The organism is Variovorax sp. IB41 (assembly GCF_016405905.1).
In the GTDB taxonomy this organism is placed as follows: Bacteria; Pseudomonadota; Gammaproteobacteria; order Burkholderiales; family Burkholderiaceae_C; genus Variovorax.
This window is the reverse complement of sequence record NZ_JAEFCB010000005.1, coordinates 291888-309324: the sequence shown is the minus strand read 5'-3', so window position 1 is coordinate 309324 and position 17437 is coordinate 291888. Positions and strand designations below refer to the sequence as shown.

Below are 17437 nucleotides of genomic sequence, written 5' to 3'. Positions count from 1 at the left end.
TCGGTGCCCATTTCGAGCGCGCCGGTGGAATCCACGATGCGCGGATCGCCCTTGGGCATGAACGGCAGGCTGACCGACTGCGAGCCGGCCGCGATGATCGCGTTGCGGAACTTGACGGTCTGCTTCTTGCCGGTGGTGTCCCAGCTGGTTCCGGAGGTCTCTTCGACTTCCAGGTGGTACGGATCGATGAAGTTGCCCACGCCGCGCAGCACCGTTACCTTGCGCATCTTGGCCATGGCCGTGAGGCCGCCGGTGAGCTTGCCCACCACCTTGTTCTTGTGGCCGAGCAGCTTGGCGCGATCGACCGTGGGCGCGGCGAAGCTGACGCCCAGGTCGGCGAAATGCTTGACCTCGTCCATGACCGACGCCACGTGCAAAAGCGCCTTCGAGGGGATGCAGCCGACGTTCAGGCACACGCCGCCGAGGGTGGCATAGCGCTCGATCAGCACGACCTTCAGGCCCAGGTCGGCCGCGCGGAATGCGGCGGAATAGCCGCCGGGACCGGCGCCGAGTACGATCACGTCGCACTCGACATCGACCTTGCCGCCGTAGGTGGAAGCGACGGGCGCTGCGGCCGGCGCCGGCGCGGGGGCCGGCGCAGCAGCCTTGGGCGCAGGAGCCGCTGCGGCAGGCGCAGGCGCGGCGGCAGCCGGTGCAGCAGCCGCGGCACCTTCCACTTCCAGCGTCAGCACGACCGAGCCCTGCTTGACCTTGTCGCCAACCTTCACGGCAATTGCTTTCACCACGCCGGCCGCCGACGACGGAATCTCCATCGAGGCCTTGTCCGATTCGACCGTGATCAGCGACTGCTCGGCCTTGACCGTGTCTCCGACATTGACCAGCACCTCGATCACCGCGACTTCGTCGAAGTCGCCGATGTCGGGCACCTTGATTTGTTGTTCGCTCATTTGGACACTTTCAGTTTGAGTGTGAGAACGTCGACCGGTGGGGCCGAATTGCGATCGAATTCGCAGGCGGCGGCGATCCCCGCCTCCGCCACGTCGCGTGAGGTGCGCGACTTGATGCCATAGGCCGCGTGCATGGCGCCCAGCGCAAAGCTGCGTCCCGAGCCGATGGCCCAGAACTCCTTGAACTCGAACACCTCGCGGTAGCTGTAGATGCCATAGATGCCGCTCTGGTTGGCCATCAGCATCGTGAACTGGCTCGACTCGTAGGGCTCGTGGTCGTCTTCCTTGGTCTGCATGAAGAACGAGTCCTTGAGCACCGGATGCAGCATCGTGAAGGTGCGGAAGATCTCGTGCTTGCTGCCGAACAGGAGCTTCTCGCGCTCCTGCGCGGCCAGCGCGTGCTGCAGCACCAGGAAGTGCGCCGCGGCGCCGGCCATGGCGAAGAGGCTCGTGCCCGCCGCGTCCTCGACGGTGAAGATCTTCTGGTTCGCCTCGGCGCGGTGCGAGAGCCGCGTGTCGCCGAAGGTCACCAGAGAGTCGGCTGCCATCGTGACCTGGCCGCCCTTGCGGACGGCCACTACCGTGGTCATAGGAGGATTCGACGGTAGTCCGCGAGCACTTGCCCCAGGTAGGCGTTGAAGCGCGCAGCCAGGGCCCCGTCGATCACGCGGTGGTCATACGACAGCGACAGCGGCAGCGTGAGACGCGGCACGAACTGCTTGCCGTCCCACACCGGCTTCATCTGGCCCTTGGAGAGGCCGAGGATGGCCACTTCGGGGGCGTTGATGATGGGCGTGAAGTGCGTGCCGCCGATGCCGCCGAGCGAGCTGATCGAGAAGCACCCGCCCTGCATGTCGGCCGAGCCGAGCTTGCCGTCGCGCGCCTTCTTGGCGAGCTCGCCCATCTCGGCGCTGATCTGCAGGATGCCCTTCTTGTCGGCATCTTTCAGCACCGGCACCACGAGCCCGTTGGGCGTGTCCGCCGCGAAGCCGATGTTGAAGTACTGCTTGTAGACGAGCTGGTCGCCATCCAGGCTCGCGTTGAAGTCGGGGAATTTCTTCAGCGCCGCCACCACCGCCTTGATCACGAAGGCCAGCATCGTGACCTTCACGCCCGACTTCTCGTTCTCCTTGTTGGTGGAGACGCGGAAGGCTTCGAGCTCGGTGATGTCGGCTTCGTCGTTGTTGGTGACGTGCGGAATCATCACCCAGTTGCGGTGCAGGTTCGCGCCGCTGAGCTTCTTGATGCGCGAGAGGTCCTTGCGCTCGACCGCGCCGAACTTGGCGAAGTCGACCTTGGGCCACGGAATGAGGCCCAGCGCCGCGCCATCCGCGCTGCCGCCACCGGCCGGCGCCTTGGCCGCCGAGGCCTTGGTGCTGGCCTGGCCGCTCATCACGGCCTTGGTGAAGCCCTGGACGTCTTCCTGCGTGATGCGGCCCTTGGGACCGGAGCCCTTGACCTCTTCGAGCGGCACGCCGAGTTCGCGGGCGAACTTGCGCACCGAGGGCGAGGCGTGCGGCAGGCTGGCGCTGGGCGCCGTGGTGGGATCGTGCGGTGCGGCTGCGGGGCTTGCGGCCGGGGCCGGCGAAGCAGCGGCCGGCGCGGGGGCACTGGCGGTTGCTGCTGCGGGGGCTGCTGCAGCGGCTTGTGCGGGCGCAGGTGCAGCAGCACCGGCCGAACCTTCCAGGATCGCGATCAGGTCACCGATGTTGACCGTGTCGCCGACCTTGACCTTGAGTTCCTTCAGCACGCCGGCACCGGACGACGGAATCTCCATCGAGGCCTTGTCCGACTCCACCGTGATCAGCGACTGGTCGGCCGCGATCGTGTCGCCGGGCTTGACCAGGAGCTCGATGACCGCGACGTCCTTGAAGTCGCCGATGTCCGGCACCTTGATCTCGACCGGGCCGGCAGTTGCTGCAGGTGCAGGCGCCGCGGCTGCAGGCGCAGGAGCGGGCGCTGCAGCAGGCGCGGAGGCCGGTGCAGCGGCCGCACCTTCGGCCTCCAGCACGAGCACCACCGAGCCCTCCTTCACCTTGCCGCCGACCTCGACCTTGATTTCCTTGACCACACCGGCGGTCGAGGAGGGAATCTCCATCGACGCCTTGTCCGATTCCACCGTGATGAGCGACTGCTCGGCCTTGACCGTGTCGCCCACCTTCACGAGCACCTCGATCACCGCGACTTCATCGAAATCGCCGATGTCCGGCACCTTCACTTCCACTGCTGCCATATCGTTGTCTCCCGCCGCGAGGCGCCGTTCGTTCGTTGGTTGTTGATGTTCAAGCGTAGAGCGGGTTGACCTTGTCGACATTGATGCCGTACTTCTTGATCGCTTCCACCACCTTGGCCACCGGCACAGCGCCATCTTCGCTCAGCGCCTTGAGCGCGGCCACCACGATGTAGTGACGATTGATCTCGAAGTGTTCGCGCAGCTTGTTGCGGAAGTCGCTGCGCCCGAAGCCGTCGGTGCCCAGCACCTTGTAGGCGCGGCCCTTCGGGATGAAGGGGCGGATCTGTTCCGCATAGGCCTTCATGTAGTCGGTCGAGGCCACCACCGGACCGGTCGTGGGCGCGAGTTGCTCGGCCACGAAGGGCACGCGCGGCGTCTGGTCGGGGTGCAGCAGGTTCCAGCGGTCGGCGTCCTGGCCGTCGCGGGTGAGCTCGTTGAAGCTCGGGCAGCTCCACACGGAAGCCGACACGCCCCAGTCCTTCTCGAGCAGTTCCTGCGCCGCGAAGCTCTCGCGCAGGATGGTGCCGCTGCCCAGCAGTTGCACGGTCGGCGCTTCCTTGCTGCCCTTGGCGGCCTTGACCACCGGGCCCTGCCTGGACAGGTACATGCCCTTGATGATCTGCTCTTCGGTGCCGGGCTGCAGGCCAGGCATCGCGTAGTTCTCGTTCAGCAGCGTCAGGTAGTAGTAGACGTTGTCCTGCTTCTCGACCATGCGCTTCAAGCCATGGTGCAGGATCACGCCCACTTCGTGCGCGAAGGTCGGGTCGTAGCTCACGCAGTTCGGGATGGTGTTGGCCAGGATGTGGCTGTGGCCGTCTTCGTGCTGCAGGCCTTCGCCGTTCAGCGTGGTGCGCCCCGACGTGCCGCCCAGCAGGAAGCCGCGGGCCTGCATGTCGCCGGCCGCCCAGGCCAGGTCGCCGATGCGCTGGAAGCCGAACATCGAGTAGTACACGTAGAACGGCACCATGATGCGGTTGTTCGTGCTGTACGAGGTGGCCGCCGCGATCCAGCTGGACATGCCGCCGGCCTCGTTGATGCCTTCCTGCAGGATCTGGCCGGCCTTGTCTTCCTTGTAGTACATGACCTGGTCTTTATCGACCGGGGTGTACTGCTGGCCTGCGGGGTTGTAGATGCCGATCTGGCGGAACAACCCTTCCATGCCGAAGGTGCGGGCCTCGTCCACCAGGATGGGCACCACGCGCGGGCCGAGCGCCTTGTCTCGCAGGAGCTGCGTGAGAAAGCGCACGTAGGCCTGCGTCGTGGAGATCTCGCGGCCTTCGGCCGTGGGCTCCATCACCGACTTGAAGGTCTCCAGCGAGGGCACCGTGAAGCTCTCGTCGGCCTTGGTGCGGCGGTGCGGCAGGTAGCCACCGAGGGCCTTGCGGCGCTCGTGCAGGTACTTCATTTCCGGGGTGTCGTCGGCCGGCTTGTAGAACGGCAGGTCGGCGATCTGGCTGTCCGGGATCGGGATGTTGAAGCGATCGCGGAAGGCCATGATGTCCTCGTCGCTCAGCTTCTTGGTCTGGTGGACGTTGTTCTTGCCCTCGCCGATCTTGCCCATGCCGAAGCCCTTGACCGTCTTGATCAGGAGCACCGTGGGCTGGCCCTTGTGCTTGACGGCTGCGTCGAAGGCCGCATAGACCTTCTGCGAGTCGTGGCCGCCGCGGCGCAGCTGCCAGATGTCGTCGTCGCTCATCTTGGCGACCATCTCCAGCGTGCGCGGATCGCGGCCGAAGAAATGCTTGCGAACGTAGGCGCCGTCGTTGGCCTTGAACGACTGGTAGTCGCCGTCGTTCGTCTCCATCATGATCTTGCGCAGGGCCCCTTCCTTGTCGCGGGCGATCAGCTGGTCCCAGCCGCTGCCCCAGATCAGCTTGATGACGTTCCAGCCCGAGCCGCGGAATTCGCCTTCCAGCTCCTGGATGATCTTGCCGTTGCCGCGCACCGGGCCATCCAGGCGCTGCAGGTTGCAGTTGATGACGAAGACCAGGTTATCGAGGCCTTCGCGCGCTGCGAGGCCGATGGCGCCCATCGATTCGACTTCGTCCATTTCGCCGTCGCCGCAGAACACCCAGACCTTGCGGTTCTCGGTGTTGGCGATGCCGCGGGCGTGCAGGTACTTGAGAAAGCGCGCCTGGTAGATCGCCATGAGCGGGCCGAGGCCCATCGACACCGTCGGGAACTGCCAGAACTCGGGCATCAGCTTGGGATGCGGGTAGCTGGAGAGGCCCTTGCCGTCCACTTCCTGGCGGAAGTTGAGCAGTTGCTCTTCGGTCAGGCGGCCTTCGAGGTACGCGCGGGCATAGATGCCGGGGGAGACGTGCCCCTGGATGTAGAGGCAGTCGCCGCCGTGGTTCTCGCTCTCGGCATGCCAGAAGTGGTTGAAGCCGGCGCCGAACATGTTCGCCAGCGAGGCGAAGGAGCCGATGTGGCCGCCGAGGTCGCCGCCTTCGGCCGGGTGGTGGCGGTTGGCCTTGACCACCATCGCCATCGCGTTCCAGCGCATGTAGGCGCGCAGGCGCTCTTCGATCTCCAGGTTGCCGGGGCAACGCTCTTCCTGGTCAGGCTCGATGGTGTTGACGTAGGCGGTGTTGGCGGAGAACGGCTTGTCGATGCTGTGCTGCCGGGCATGTTCGAGCAGCTGCTCGAGAAGGAAGTGGGCCCGCTCGGGACCCTCGCTCTGGATGACGGAAGACAGTGCATCCATCCATTCACGGGTCTCCTGGGCGTCCGCATCGTTTGCGGCCGAGCCGAACAGGTTCTCGGGATTTGCCGACATGCTTGTCTCTCCTTTTAGGGCTGTGGCTGTAATTTAGTGCGCTCTGCAATAAACGCGGGCGAGTTTCGCATAGAAATCCTGTTATTTCAAATGGCGCATGACGATTTCTTAATGTGATATTTTTGTGATTTTTCTTGGCAGGACCCAACCGCGACGGAATCAATGACACTGGCGCTTTTCCGACGTTTCCCGAGGGGCATCCCCTAAACTCGCGCGATGCCTTTTTCCTCTCCGCTGGCGGTTGCCCGCAGTGCCGTGAATGCCTCGCCGCTGTCCTGGTGGCGCCGCTGGTGGCGTCGGCAAACGCCCGTGCTGCAGGACGCGGTCGCCATGCTGGCGCCGATGGCCGCCGTGCTGCTGTTCCTCGCCGCCATCGTTTCCGCCTTCTGGTACCTGCGCACCGAGGAGGTCGAGCGCGAGCAGGAGTCGGTGCGCCGCGACGTCGAATACGCGCAGCAGCGTATGCGCCTGCGCCTCCTGGAGCGCCAGGAGCAGCTGATGCGCATCGCGCGCGATGCCTCCAACCGCGAGATCGATCCGACCGAATTCACGAGCCGCGCCGAATCGCTGGTGAGCCAGTTCCCCGAGCTGCAGACCATCACCTGGATCGACGACCGCCGCCGCTTCAAGGCCGGCTATGCCGCGCCCAGCGTGCACCCCGCGCAGCAGCACCTGATCGGCGACGTGCTGCGGCCTGGCGACATCGAGAGCAACTACGCGCTGGCGCGCGAGCTGCGCCAGCCGGTGTATTCACAGCCGGTGGCCGGCGGCGATCCGGCCGCGATGCTGCAGCTTCACATCCCTCTTTTCGACCAGGGCCTGTTCGCGGGCGTCGTGCTCGGCGAGTTTTCGGTCGACGGGCTGCTGCGCTACGGCATGCCCTCCGAGGTGCAGGCGCGCTATGCGGTCTCGCTGCTGGACGCCAAGGGCAACGTCATCGCCGGCAACACGGCCAACCTGAAGGACAGCGGCACGCGGCTGCTGCCGTGGTCCGAGCGAACCAACGAATACGAAGTGCCCGTGTCGCCCGTCGGCAATGCGCTGCTGCTGCGCGCGCAGGCCTACCGCACCTCGCAGGGCGTGGTGGGCAACGGCCTCTTCTGGCTGGTCTGCGCGCTCAGCGTTCTCACCAGCTGGATGCTGATCGGCACCTGGCGCCACACGCGCCGGCGCCTGCAGGCGCAGCAGCGGCTGGTCGCCGAAACCAACTTCCGCCGCGCGATGGAAAACTCCATGCTGACCGGCATGCGCGTGCTCGACCTGCAGGGCCGCATCACCTACGTGAACGCCGCGTTCTGCGCAATGACCGGCTGGAGCGAAGCCGAACTGGTCGGCCAGTCGCCGCCCTTCCCCTACTGGCTCGAATCCGACCGCGAAGTGATGAACGAGCGGCTCGAAGAAGAGCTGCACGGGCGCGCCCTGCCCGGCGGCTTCCAGGTGCGCGTGAAGCGCAAGAACGGCAGCGTGTTCAATGCGCGGCTCTACGTCTCTCCGCTGATCGACGCGCGCGGCCACCAGACCGGCTGGATGACGTCGATGACCGACATCACCGAGCCCACGCGCATCCGCGAACAGCTGTCGGCGTCTTACGAGCGCTTCACCACGGTGCTCGAAGCGCTCGACGCAGCTGTGTCGGTCGCGCCCATCGGCAGCGAGGAGCTGCTGTTCGCGAACAAGCTGTATCGCCTCTGGTTCGGCTCGGACACCGTGGGCCATCTGGGCATGGTGGCGCAGGCCGGCGTGCCGGCATCGAACGCGCACGACGAGGGCCTGGACGACGTGGACCCGTATGCCGGCCTGCCGATCGACACGCTCACTGCCGCACAAGCCGCGAACAACGAAATCTTCGTGCCGCACCTGGGCAAGTGGCTCGAAGTGCGCTCGCGCTACCTGACGTGGGTGGACGGGCGCCTCGCGCAACTCGTGATCGCCACCGACATCACGCCGCGCCGCGATGCCGAAGAGCAAGCCGCCGCGCAGGCCGACAAGGCCCAGGCTGCGAGCCGCCTCATCACGATGGGCGAAATGGCGTCGAGCGTCGCGCATGAACTCAACCAACCGCTCACCGCCATCACCAACTACTGCAACGGGATGATGTCGCGCATCAAGGGGCAGACGATCGACACCGAGGCGCTGCTTGCCGCGCTGGAGAAGACCTCCAAGCAAGCCCAGCGCGCGGGCCAGATCATCCAGCGCATCCGCTCCTTCGTGAAGCGCAGCGAGCCGAACCGCACGCCGGCCGACGTGGCCACCATGGTGAGCGAAGCGGTCGAGCTCGCGGGCATCGAGCTGCGCCGGCGCAATGTGCGCCTGAACCACTACGTGGCCGCGCGGCTGCCGGTGGTGCGGGTCGATCCGATCCTGATCGAGCAGGTGATGGTCAATTTGCTGAAGAACGCGGCCGAATCCATCGACCTCGCAGACCGGCCGCTCGCGCGCCGCAGCGTCGAGTTGCGCGTGCTGCCCAAGACCATCGAGGGGCAGAACGCCATCGAGTTCTCGGTGCAGGACACGGGCAAGGGCCTCTCGCCCGAAGTGATGGACCGGCTGTACGAAGCCTTCTTCTCCACCAAGCCCGAAGGCATGGGCATCGGGCTGAATTTATGTCGCACGATTGTGGAGTCGCACCGCGGCCGGATGCAGGCGGAGAACATCTACAATGGCCCGGATGTGATCGGATGCCGTTTTTCCTTCTGGATTCCGGTGTTGGACGCTATCAGTTCCGTAGCTAGCGACGAGGCAAAGGTACCTGCATGAGTTTGATTCCGAAGAAGGGCACGGTCTATGTCGTCGACGACGACGAAGCCGTACGCGATTCGCTGCAATGGCTGCTCGAAGGCAAGGACTACAGAGTCCGCTGTTTCGATTCCGCCGAATCCTTTCTCTCCCGATACGACCCGCGCGAAGTCGCCTGTTTGATCGTCGACATCCGCATGGCCGGCATGACCGGCCTCGAATTGCAGGATCGGCTGATCGAGCGGCGCTCCCCGCTTCCGATCGTGGTCATCACCGGCCACGGCGACGTGCCGATGGCGGTGGACAGCATGAAGAAGGGCGCAATGGATTTCATCCAGAAGCCCTTCAACGACGAAGAGCTCGTCACGCTGGTCGAGCGCATGCTCGAACACGCGCGCGGCGCCTTCACGCAGCACCAGCAGTCGGCCAGCCGCGACGCGCTGCTGTCCAAGCTCACCGGCCGCGAGGCGCAGGTGCTCGAGCGCATCGTCGCCGGCCGCCTGAACAAGCAGATCGCCGACGACCTGGGCATCAGCATCAAGACGGTGGAAGCGCACCGCGCCAACATCATGGAAAAGCTCAACGCCAACACCGTGGCCGATCTGCTGAAAATCGCGCTCGGACAGGCGGCCCCCGCGGCCAAGGCCTAGACGCTATTTCCCCGATAGCGATGCATATCCCCCACGCCTGCGCAAGCGGGCGTTTTTACTTGGAAAATCGAAACCGATGACCGCCCAACTGATCGACGGCAACGCCCTCGCCAAAACCATCCGCGCCGAAGTCGCAGGCCGTACCGCCGCACTCAAGGCCCGTGGCGTGAACCCGGCTCTTTCCATCATCCTCGTGGGCGAAGACCCGGCCAGCCAGGTCTACACGAAGCACAAGGTCAACGACAGCACGCAGACGGGCCTGGAAGCCACGCTGGAGACCTACCCCGCCGACATGACCGAGGCCGACCTGCTGGCCCGCGTCCGCGCGCTCAACGACGACCCGAAGGTGCACGGCATCCTGGTGCAGTTGCCGCTTCCCAAGCACATGGACAGCCAGAAGGTCATCGAGACCATCTCGCCCGCCAAGGACGTGGACGGCTTCCACGTCGCCAGCGCCGGCGCGCTGATGACCGGCGCCCCCGGCTTCTGGCCCTGCACGCCGCACGGCTGCATGAAGATGCTCGAAGCCATCGGCTACGACCTGCGCGGCAAGCACGCGGTGGTCATCGGCCGCAGCAACATCGTGGGCAAGCCCATGGCCATGATGCTGCTGGCCGAGAGCGCCACCGTGACCATCTGCCACAGCGCCACGCAAGACCTGGGCGCCATCACGCGGCAGGCCGACGTGATCGTCGCCGCGGTCGGCAAGCTCAACCTGCTCACGGCCGACATGGTCAAGCCCGGCGCGGTCGTCATCGACGTCGGCATGAACCGCAAGGCTGACGGCAAGCTCGCGGGCGATGTCGATTTCGACGCCGTGAAGGAAGTGGCCGGCTGGATCACCCCCGTGCCCGGCGGCGTCGGCCCGATGACCCGCGCCATGCTGCTCGCCAACACCCTTGAAGCCGCCGAACGCGCCGCAAGATAAGAACCACCCCGTTGCTTGCTCACTGCGTGTAGCCGCCTCCCCCTCAAGGGGCACCACCGGTGGCCCGGCAAAGCCGGTTCCACGGTGGTTCCCGAAACGGCCTCGCTACGCTCGACCTGGAAATCTCACATGACCAACCCGCTCCTGGACTTCAACGACCTCCCGCTGTTCGATCGCATCAGGCCCGAGCACGTGGCGCCCGCCGTGGACACGCTGCTGGCCGACGCCGAGGCCGCGCTGCAGGCCGTGACGGCGCCCGAATTCCCCGCCGACTGGAACGCGATCTCGAAGGTGCTGGACGTGGCTTCCGAGCGCTTCAGCCGCGCCTGGGGCGCCGTCGGCCACCTCAACGCCGTGGCCGACACGCCCGAGCTGCGCGCCGCCTACAACGAGGCGATGCCGCGCGTCACCGCGTTCTGGACCCGCCTGGGCTCCGACGAGCGGCTCTACGCCAAGTACAAGGCCATCGACGTCGCCACGCTCAACGCCGAGCAGCGCCAGGCGCACCGCAACGCCGTGCGCAACTTCGTGCTGGGCGGCGCCGAGCTGCAGGGCGACGCCAAGAAGCGCTTCGCCGACATCCAGGAACGCCAAGCCGAGCTGAGCCAGAAGTTCAGCGAGAACGCGCTCGACGCGACCGACGCCTTCGCCTACTACGCCAAGCTGGGCGAGCTCGACGGCGTGCCCGAAGACGTGGTGAGCGCCGCGCGCTCCGCCGCCGAGGCCGACGGCAAGGACGGCTACAAGCTCACGCTCAAGATGCCGTGCTACCTGCCGGTGATGCAGTTCGCCAAGAGCAGCGCCTTGCGCGAAACGCTCTACCGCGCCTACGTCACGCGCGCCAGCGAATTCGGCGACGCGGCCTTCGACAACACCGCACTGATCACCGAGATCCTCGCGCTGCGCGAAGAAGAGGCCAAGCTCCTGGGCTACAGGAATTTCGGCGAACTCTCGGTCGTGCCGAAGATGGCCGAATCGCCCGAGCAGGTCGTCAAGTTCCTGCGCGATCTGGCGACCAAGGCCAAGCCGTATGGCGAACGCGATCTCGCCGACCTGCGCGCCTTTGCCGCCGAGCAATTGAGCATCACCGATCCGCAGCCCTGGGACTGGAGCTACATCGGCGAGAAGCTCAAGGAAGCGCGCTATGCCTTCAGCGAGCAGGAAGTGAAGCAGTATTTCCCCGCGCCGAAGGTGATGGCGGGCCTTTTCAAGATCGTCGAGACGCTGTTCGAGGTGTCGATCCGCCGCGACAGCGCGCCGACGTGGCACCCGAGCGTGGAGTTCTACCGCATCGAGCGGGCCGGCCAGAAGGTCGGGCAGTTCTACCTGGACCCCTCCGCCCGCGCCGCCAAGCGCGGCGGCGCCTGGATGGACGACGTGCGCGCCCGGTGGCTGCGCCCCGACGACGGCGTGCTGCAGACGCCGGTCGCGCAGCTGGTCTGCAATTTCGCAAGCGGTGTCGACGGCAAGCCGCCGCTCCTCACGCACGACGACGTGACCACGCTCTTCCACGAATTCGGCCACGGCCTGCACCACATGCTCACGCAGGTGAACGAGCGTGATGTTTCGGGCATCAGCGGCGTGGAGTGGGACGCGGTGGAACTCCCGAGCCAGTTCATGGAGAACTTCTGCTGGGAGTGGGATGTGCTCAGCCACATGACGGCCCACGTGGACACCGGCGAGCCGCTGCCGCGCGCCCTCTTCGACAAGATGACCGCCGCCAAGAACTTCCAGAGCGGCCTGCAGACGCTGCGCCAGATCGAGTTCTCGCTGTTCGACATGCTGCTGCACACCGAGTACCACGCGGCCGCCGCGAAGCCCGGCGACGTGATGGCGCTGCTGGGCAAGGTGCGCAGCGAGGTGGCGGTGATGCCTTCGCCGCCGTTCAGCCGCACGCCGAACACCTTCAGTCACATCTTCTCGGGCGGCTACGCGGCCGGCTACTACAGCTACAAGTGGGCCGAGGTGTTGAGCGCCGACGCCTACGCGGCCTTCGAGGAAACCGTGGGCGCCGACGGCGAGCCGAACATCGAGACGGGCCGCAAATACCGCCAGGCGATCCTGGAGGCCGGCGGCAGCCGCAGCGCCATGGATTCGTTCAAGGCTTTCCGCGGCCGTGAGCCCCAGCTTGATGCATTGCTGCGACACCAGGGCATGGCCGAGGCCCAGCCCGCTTGATGCGGCGCTGAAGCTTGCGATACTCGGGACATGTATCTGACGTCTTACAAATTCCCGTCGCGTCGCCTGACCGGCCTCGCCTTGCTGCTCCTCGCCGCAGGCGCGATGGCCCAGCCGATCTATCGCAACGTCGACAAGAACGGCAAGGTCACTTTCTCGGACCGCGCGCCCGCCGCCAGCACCGAGCCGGCAGCGCCGCCCCAAGGCGCCAGCTCACCGGCCAATACGGCGGGGCTGCCCTACGAACTGCGGCAGGTGGCACAGCGCTATCCCGTCACGCTGTACACCAGCGAAGACTGCGCGCCCTGCAGCGCGGCCCGCACGCTGCTCACCACGCGCGGCATTCCGTTCGACGAGCGCACGGTCAAGAGCAATGAAGAGATCGAGGCGCTGCAGCGCCTGAGCAGCCAGAGCTCGCTGCCGCTGCTCACCATCGGCACGCAGCAGCTCAAGGGCTACGGGGATACCGAATGGTCGCAGTACCTCGACGCGGCCGGGTACCCCAAGAGCAATAGCCTGCCCGCCGGCTACCGCAATGCGCCGGCCCGGCCCCTGGTCGCCGCGCAGCAAGCGGCGCCCGCACCGCGCGCTGCTGCACCCGCCGCACAACCCGCACAAACCGCGCCACCGCCCGCCGCACCGAGCGATCCGGGCGCTGGCAACCCGGCCGGCATCAAGTTCTGACGCCGGGCGGCTCGCCGCTTCAGGCGAACTGCATCGTCTTCACGCCCGTCGCGGTGCCCAGCAGGCACACATCGGCCTTCTGGTGCGCGAAGACGCCGACCGTCACCACGCCCGGCCACTGGCTCACCTCGGATTCGAACGCGAGCGGATCGGCGATCTGCAGGCCCGTCACATCGACGATGTGCTGGCCGTTGTCGGTGACCAGCGGCAGGCCGTCCTTCTCGCGCACCTGGGCGATGCCGCCCATGGCCGCGAACTGGCGCATCACGCGGCGCGCCGCCATCGGGATCACTTCCACCGGCAGAGGGAAAGCGCCGAGCGTCTCGACCAGCTTGGACGCATCGGCGATGCAGACGAAACGCCTGGACTGCGCCGCGACGATCTTCTCGCGCGTGAGCGCCGCGCCGCCGCCCTTGACCATGAAGCCCCGGTGATCGATTTCGTCGGCGCCGTCGATGTAGACGGCCAGCTCTTCCACCTCGTTGCTGTCGAACACCGGAATGCCCAGCGCGCGCAGGCGCTCGGTCGATGCCACCGAGCTGGAGACGGCGCCCTTGATCTCGTCCTTGATCGTGGCCAGCGCGTCGATGAACTTGTTGACCGTCGAGCCGGTGCCGACGCCGACGATCTCGCCCTTGACCACGTAGGCCAATGCGGCGCGGCCGACCTGGGCCTTGAGTTCGTCCTGGGACAGGACGGCGGGGGATGGGGAGGCGGGTGCGGTCATCGCGGAGAATCCTTGGCTCATTGAAGTCGAGAATTATCCGATGCCCCTGCTGCTGCCCTCTTCGCTCTACGGCTTGGCCCGCCCTTTCCTGTTCGGTTTCGATCCCGAGCACGCCCACGAAATCACCCTCGACGGCCTGGCCCGCACGCAGAACACGCCGCTGGCCTGCGCCTATGCCGCCCCGCGCGTGGACGATCCCGTCACGCTGGCCGGCTTGGTCTTTCCGAACCGCGTGGGCTTGGCCGCCGGTCTCGACAAGAACGCCCGCTGCATCGATGCCTTTGCCGCCATGGGCTTCGGCTCCGTCGAGGTCGGCACGGTGACACCGAAAGCGCAGCCGGGCAACCCCAGGCCGCGCATGTTCCGCCTGCCGCAGCGCGATGCGCTGATCAACCGGCTCGGCTTCAACAACGAAGGGCTCGACGCGTTCCTGGCCAACGTGCAGAAGGCGCGCTTTCGCAAGAGCGGCGGCGGCAAGACGCCGATGCTGCTGGGCCTGAACATCGGCAAGAACGCCGCCACGCCGATCGAGCGCGCGGTGGACGATTACCTGGCGTGCCTGGACGGCGTGTACCCGCATGCCGACTACGTGACGATCAACATCTCGAGCCCCAACACGGCCAACCTGCGCACGCTGCAGAGCGACGAGGCGCTCGATGCGCTGCTCGGCGCGGTGGCCGAACGGCGCGAGGCACTGGCCGCGCGCCACGGCAAGCGCTCGCCGCTGTTCGTGAAGATCGCGCCCGACCTCGATGAAGCACAGGTCGCGGTCATTGCCGCGACGCTGCAGCGTCACCGGATGGACGGCGTGATAGCGACCAACACCACGCTGTCGCGCGATGCGGTGGCGGGCCTGCCGCACGCCGATGAAGCCGGCGGCCTTTCGGGCGCACCGGTGCGCGAGGCGAGCAACCGCGTGATTGCGCAACTGCGCGCGGCATTGGGAAAGGACTTCCCGATCATCGGCGTGGGCGGCATCCTGAGCGGGGCCGATGCCAAGGCCAAGATCGCCGCGGGCGCGGACGTGGTGCAGATCTACACCGGCCTGATCTATCGCGGCCCTGCCCTGGTCCGCGAAGCGGCCCAGGCGCTGCTGCGCGATCGCAGCAAGGCCTGAGGCTTTTTCACTTCCTCTTCAGCGCATGCGCCAGAGGATCGGCGCGATGACGGCCGCCCAGCGCAGCAGGCGCTTCGGGCGGATCACCACCATGGCGGCCGCGGCGACGACGCCGGTGGCCACCGGATGCGCCCGCGCGATCCGCAGTGCGGCGGCCGTGGCCGTTTCGTTCGGCGGAGGCGCCTCGCGCTCGCGCTCGGCGGTGCCCGCCGGCTGCGTCTCGCGACCGCCCTGCAGGGTTGCGATGCGCTCGCGCTGACGCTCCATTCGCGCGAGCAATTCCTCGCGCGTGGCCGGCCGCGGGGGACGCGGGGCTTCCTCGTCTTCGGGGTCCTTGCCGATCCCGAAGCTGTCCTGCGCCCAGGCCCAGTCGCGCGCGAACTCTTGGCGTGCGGGAATGAAGCTGTTGGAGGCATTGCGCAGGGTCAGCAGCAAGCCGGCAGCGGCGGCCAGCCAGAGCACGATCCACACGCCCGCCACCGACCATGCGGCCGTGATGCGGTACGGCGTTTCCCAGAAATGCACCACCACCGCCATCGAGAGCAGGGCCACCGTGACAGTGGTCAGCCCGAGCACGGCCACCACGAGGACGAGCATCAGCTTCAGGCGCTGCTTCTCGTCCTCCCAGGCCATGCGCAGCAGCTGCACGCGGTCTTCGGCGGCCAGTGCGCCTTCGGCGGCGGCGATGCGCAACTGGCGGATGCGGCCACCCAGTCCGAACAGGGAGAGCAGCCTCATCGGCATGCTCCGGCCCCGCTCAGCGAGCGGCAGCGAACGGTCCGGCAGTGCGCGCTTGGGTCAGCGCGATCAGCGGCGGCCAAGCAACAGACCCACCAGCACGCCGACGGCCAGTGCGGCGCCTGCGATCTGCCAAGGTTCGTCGTGGGCGTAGGCGTTGGTGGCGGAGGCCGCCTCGCGCGCCTTCTTGGCGGCGAGCTTGCTCTTCTCGGCGGCGAGTTCGCGCGCGATGGCGAGCTTGGTGTCGATGCGCTGGCGCAGCGCCTTGATGTGGGGAACCGAATCCAGGTCCTTGCTGGCCAGCACGCCGCGCACGTCGCTTGCGATGTCTTCGGCTGCTGCTTCAAGATTTTGGGATGCACTCATTGGAATCTTTCCTCCGTGATGACACCGGCACCGCGCCGGCGGCTTCACGCCAGCAAATGGCGTGGGGTTCATGTTACAGGCTCGAAAGCCCCTCATGCGCGTCAGATGTGCAGACTTGTGCGCGCATTGGCCTCATGCATCGGCCAGCAGCCGCGCGACGTGGGCGCCGATCGCGAGACTGCTGGTGAGCCCCGGCGATTCGATGCCGAACAGGTTGACCAGGCCCGGCACGCCGTGCGACGCGGGACCGTCGATCCTGAAATCGGCCGCTGCCTCGCCCGGGCCCGAGATCTTGGGTCGCATGCCGGCGTAGCCGGGGATCAGTCCACCGTCGGGCAGCGCGGGCCAGTACTTGCGCACCTCGGCGTAGAAGCCGTCGCCGCGGGCGGGGTTCACCACGAGGTCATTGGCCGAACCGACCCACTGCACATCGGGGCCGAACTTGGCCTGGCCGCCCAGGTCGATCGTCAGATGAACGCCGAGGCCGCCGGGCTCGGGCACCGGGTAGATGAGGCGGCTGAACGGCGCGCGGCCCGAGAGGGTGAAGTAATTGCCCTTGGCGAAATATTCGGTCGGGATCGCTGAGGCGGGCAGTCCCTCGAACCGTCGGGCCAACGCCGGCGCACCGAGGCCTGCCGCATTGACGACGCTGCGGCAGCGCAGCGCCGTGCCGTCCTCGGCGATCAGAACGATGCCGCTGCCGCTGCATTCGGCGCGCGTGATGGGCGACTTCAGCGCCAGCATGCCGCCCGCGTTCTCCAGGTCGCCGAGCAGGCTCAGCATGAGTGCGTGGCTGTCGACGATGCCGGTGCTGGGCGAGTGCAGCGCGGCCGTGCAATGCAACTGCGGCTCCATTGCCTGGGCCTGCTCGGCGGTGATCTGCACAAGATCGTCGACACCATTGGCTGCGGCTTTCACGCGGATCGCTTCGAGCTGGCCCACCTGCTCGGCAGAGGTCGCCACGATGAGCTTGCCGCAGCGCTGGTGCGGCACGCCGCGCTCGGCCGCATACGCGTAGAGCGCGTGCCGCCCTTCGACGCACAGGCGCGCCTTCAGCGAGCCCTGCGGGTAATAGATGCCGGCGTGAATGACTTCGCTGTTGCGCGAACTGGTCCCGGTGCCGATGGCACCTTCAGATTCGAGCACCAAAACCTCCCGGCCCGCGAGCGCCAAGGCGCGCGCCACTGCCAGTCCCACCACACCACCGCCGATGACGGCGCAATCGAGTTCGTCCATGGCGCGAGCTTATCGCGGCCCGCGCGCATGGCTCACGTGGCGGTGGGCGGCGGCTCGGGGTCGGTGGGCTCGTTGGGCGGTGTGCTCGGCCCTTCATCGGGCTCGACGGGCAGGTCGGGTGTGACGGGGGTTGGAAGGTCGGGATGGGTGGCCATGG

The 17437-nt window shown here is 66.9% G+C and carries 15 protein-coding genes; 6 read left to right on the top strand and 9 right to left on the bottom strand.

Annotated features, from left to right (window positions below):
• From JC881_RS13210 to aceE, 4 genes are all read right to left on the bottom strand, one after another.
• On the bottom strand, positions 1 to 908 hold a 908-nt coding region (locus JC881_RS13210), incomplete at its 3' end, for a biotin/lipoyl-containing protein (protein ID WP_198786154.1).
• The gene (locus JC881_RS13205; RefSeq protein WP_198786153.1) at positions 905 to 1498 is read right to left on the bottom strand and encodes an MFS transporter; all 594 of its coding nucleotides are present in this window, start codon (positions 1496 to 1498) and stop codon (positions 905 to 907) included. The genes JC881_RS13205 and JC881_RS13210, both read right to left, overlap by 4 nt.
• Complete coding sequence (aceF, locus tag JC881_RS13200; protein WP_198786152.1) at positions 1495 to 3141, bottom strand: dihydrolipoyllysine-residue acetyltransferase; 1647 nt, start codon at positions 3139 to 3141, stop codon at positions 1495 to 1497. Before aceF ends, JC881_RS13205 begins: the two co-directional genes overlap by 4 nt.
• A 49-nt stretch (positions 3142 to 3190) precedes the next feature.
• Positions 3191 to 5920, bottom strand: a complete 2730-nt coding sequence (gene aceE, locus JC881_RS13195) for a pyruvate dehydrogenase (acetyl-transferring), homodimeric type (RefSeq protein ID WP_198786151.1) — start codon at positions 5918 to 5920, stop codon at positions 3191 to 3193.
• A gap of 216 nt (positions 5921 to 6136) precedes the next feature.
• On the opposite strand from aceE, the gene JC881_RS13190 reads away from it, so the two are divergent.
• The 5 genes from JC881_RS13190 (at position 6137) to JC881_RS13170 (ending at position 13096) form a co-directional block, all read left to right on the top strand.
• Positions 6137 to 8677, top strand: a complete 2541-nt coding sequence (locus JC881_RS13190; protein WP_042577214.1) for a PAS domain-containing sensor histidine kinase — start codon at positions 6137 to 6139, stop codon at positions 8675 to 8677.
• A complete protein-coding gene (locus JC881_RS13185; protein ID WP_012747279.1) occupies positions 8674 to 9306 on the top strand; it encodes a response regulator transcription factor in 633 nt (210 codons plus the stop codon). The genes JC881_RS13190 and JC881_RS13185 overlap by 4 nt, the downstream gene beginning before the upstream one ends.
• 76 nt (positions 9307 to 9382) lie before the next feature.
• A complete protein-coding gene (gene folD / locus JC881_RS13180) occupies positions 9383 to 10234 on the top strand; it encodes a bifunctional methylenetetrahydrofolate dehydrogenase/methenyltetrahydrofolate cyclohydrolase FolD (protein WP_198786150.1) in 852 nt (283 codons plus the stop codon).
• Between the two features lie 129 nt (positions 10235 to 10363).
• Positions 10364 to 12412 (top strand): M3 family metallopeptidase, encoded by a 2049-nt coding sequence (locus JC881_RS13175; protein WP_198786149.1) that lies wholly within the window; start codon positions 10364 to 10366, stop codon positions 12410 to 12412.
• A 30-nt stretch (positions 12413 to 12442) separates the two neighbouring features.
• On the top strand, positions 12443 to 13096 hold the full coding sequence (locus tag JC881_RS13170) for a glutaredoxin family protein (RefSeq protein WP_198786148.1): 654 nt from the start codon (positions 12443 to 12445) through the stop codon (positions 13094 to 13096).
• 19 nt (positions 13097 to 13115) lie between these two features.
• On the opposite strand, the gene rpiA is transcribed toward JC881_RS13170, so the two are convergent.
• On the bottom strand, positions 13116 to 13823 hold the full coding sequence (gene rpiA, locus JC881_RS13165; protein ID WP_198786147.1) for a ribose-5-phosphate isomerase RpiA: 708 nt from the start codon (positions 13821 to 13823) through the stop codon (positions 13116 to 13118).
• 40 nt (positions 13824 to 13863) lie between these two features.
• On the opposite strand from rpiA, the gene JC881_RS13160 reads away from it, so the two are divergent.
• Positions 13864 to 14940: a quinone-dependent dihydroorotate dehydrogenase gene (locus tag JC881_RS13160; protein WP_198786146.1), complete on the top strand. Its 1077-nt coding sequence runs from the start codon at positions 13864 to 13866 to the stop codon at positions 14938 to 14940.
• Positions 14941 to 14958: 18 nt separating this feature from the next.
• On the opposite strand, the gene JC881_RS13155 is transcribed toward JC881_RS13160, so the two are convergent.
• From JC881_RS13155 to JC881_RS13140, 4 genes are all read right to left on the bottom strand, one after another.
• Positions 14959 to 15678: a phage holin family protein gene (locus JC881_RS13155; RefSeq protein WP_198786145.1), complete on the bottom strand. Its 720-nt coding sequence runs from the start codon at positions 15676 to 15678 to the stop codon at positions 14959 to 14961.
• Positions 15679 to 15747: 69 nt separating this feature from the next.
• Positions 15748 to 16044: a glycine zipper domain-containing protein gene (locus tag JC881_RS13150; protein ID WP_198786144.1), complete on the bottom strand. Its 297-nt coding sequence runs from the start codon at positions 16042 to 16044 to the stop codon at positions 15748 to 15750.
• 132 nt (positions 16045 to 16176) lie between these two features.
• Entirely contained in the window at positions 16177 to 17280 is a 1104-nt protein-coding gene (locus JC881_RS13145) for an NAD(P)/FAD-dependent oxidoreductase (RefSeq protein WP_198786143.1), read from the bottom strand.
• Positions 17281 to 17312: 32 nt separating this feature from the next.
• Positions 17313 to 17435: a stereocilin gene (locus JC881_RS13140; RefSeq protein WP_198786142.1), complete on the bottom strand. Its 123-nt coding sequence runs from the start codon at positions 17433 to 17435 to the stop codon at positions 17313 to 17315.
• Between the last annotated feature and the right edge of the window lie 2 nt (positions 17436 to 17437).

Excerpts from the sequence above, each read along its gene's own strand:
- JC881_RS13190 (WP_042577214.1), top strand. The coding sequence starts at position 6,137 with ATGCCTTTTTCCTCTCCGCTGGCGGTTGCCCGCAGTGCCGTGAATGCC.
- JC881_RS13160 (WP_198786146.1), top strand. The coding sequence starts at position 13,864 with ATGCCCCTGCTGCTGCCCTCTTCGCTCTACGGCTTGGCCCGCCCTTTC.
- JC881_RS13175 (WP_198786149.1), top strand. The coding sequence starts at position 10,364 with ATGACCAACCCGCTCCTGGACTTCAACGACCTCCCGCTGTTCGATCGC.
- aceF (WP_198786152.1), bottom strand. The coding sequence starts at position 3,141 with ATGGCAGCAGTGGAAGTGAAGGTGCCGGACATCGGCGATTTCGATGAA.
- rpiA (WP_198786147.1), bottom strand. The coding sequence starts at position 13,823 with ATGACCGCACCCGCCTCCCCATCCCCCGCCGTCCTGTCCCAGGACGAA.
- aceE (WP_198786151.1), bottom strand. The coding sequence starts at position 5,920 with ATGTCGGCAAATCCCGAGAACCTGTTCGGCTCGGCCGCAAACGATGCG.
- JC881_RS13170 (WP_198786148.1), top strand. The coding sequence starts at position 12,443 with ATGTATCTGACGTCTTACAAATTCCCGTCGCGTCGCCTGACCGGCCTC.
- folD (WP_198786150.1), top strand. The coding sequence starts at position 9,383 with ATGACCGCCCAACTGATCGACGGCAACGCCCTCGCCAAAACCATCCGC.
- JC881_RS13185 (WP_012747279.1), top strand. The coding sequence starts at position 8,674 with ATGAGTTTGATTCCGAAGAAGGGCACGGTCTATGTCGTCGACGACGAC.
- JC881_RS13140 (WP_198786142.1), bottom strand. The coding sequence starts at position 17,435 with ATGGCCACCCATCCCGACCTTCCAACCCCCGTCACACCCGACCTGCCC.
- JC881_RS13155 (WP_198786145.1), bottom strand. The coding sequence starts at position 15,678 with ATGAGGCTGCTCTCCCTGTTCGGACTGGGTGGCCGCATCCGCCAGTTG.
- JC881_RS13205 (WP_198786153.1), bottom strand. The coding sequence starts at position 1,498 with ATGACCACGGTAGTGGCCGTCCGCAAGGGCGGCCAGGTCACGATGGCA.
- JC881_RS13150 (WP_198786144.1), bottom strand. The coding sequence starts at position 16,044 with ATGAGTGCATCCCAAAATCTTGAAGCAGCAGCCGAAGACATCGCAAGC.
- JC881_RS13145 (WP_198786143.1), bottom strand. The coding sequence starts at position 17,280 with ATGGACGAACTCGATTGCGCCGTCATCGGCGGTGGTGTGGTGGGACTG.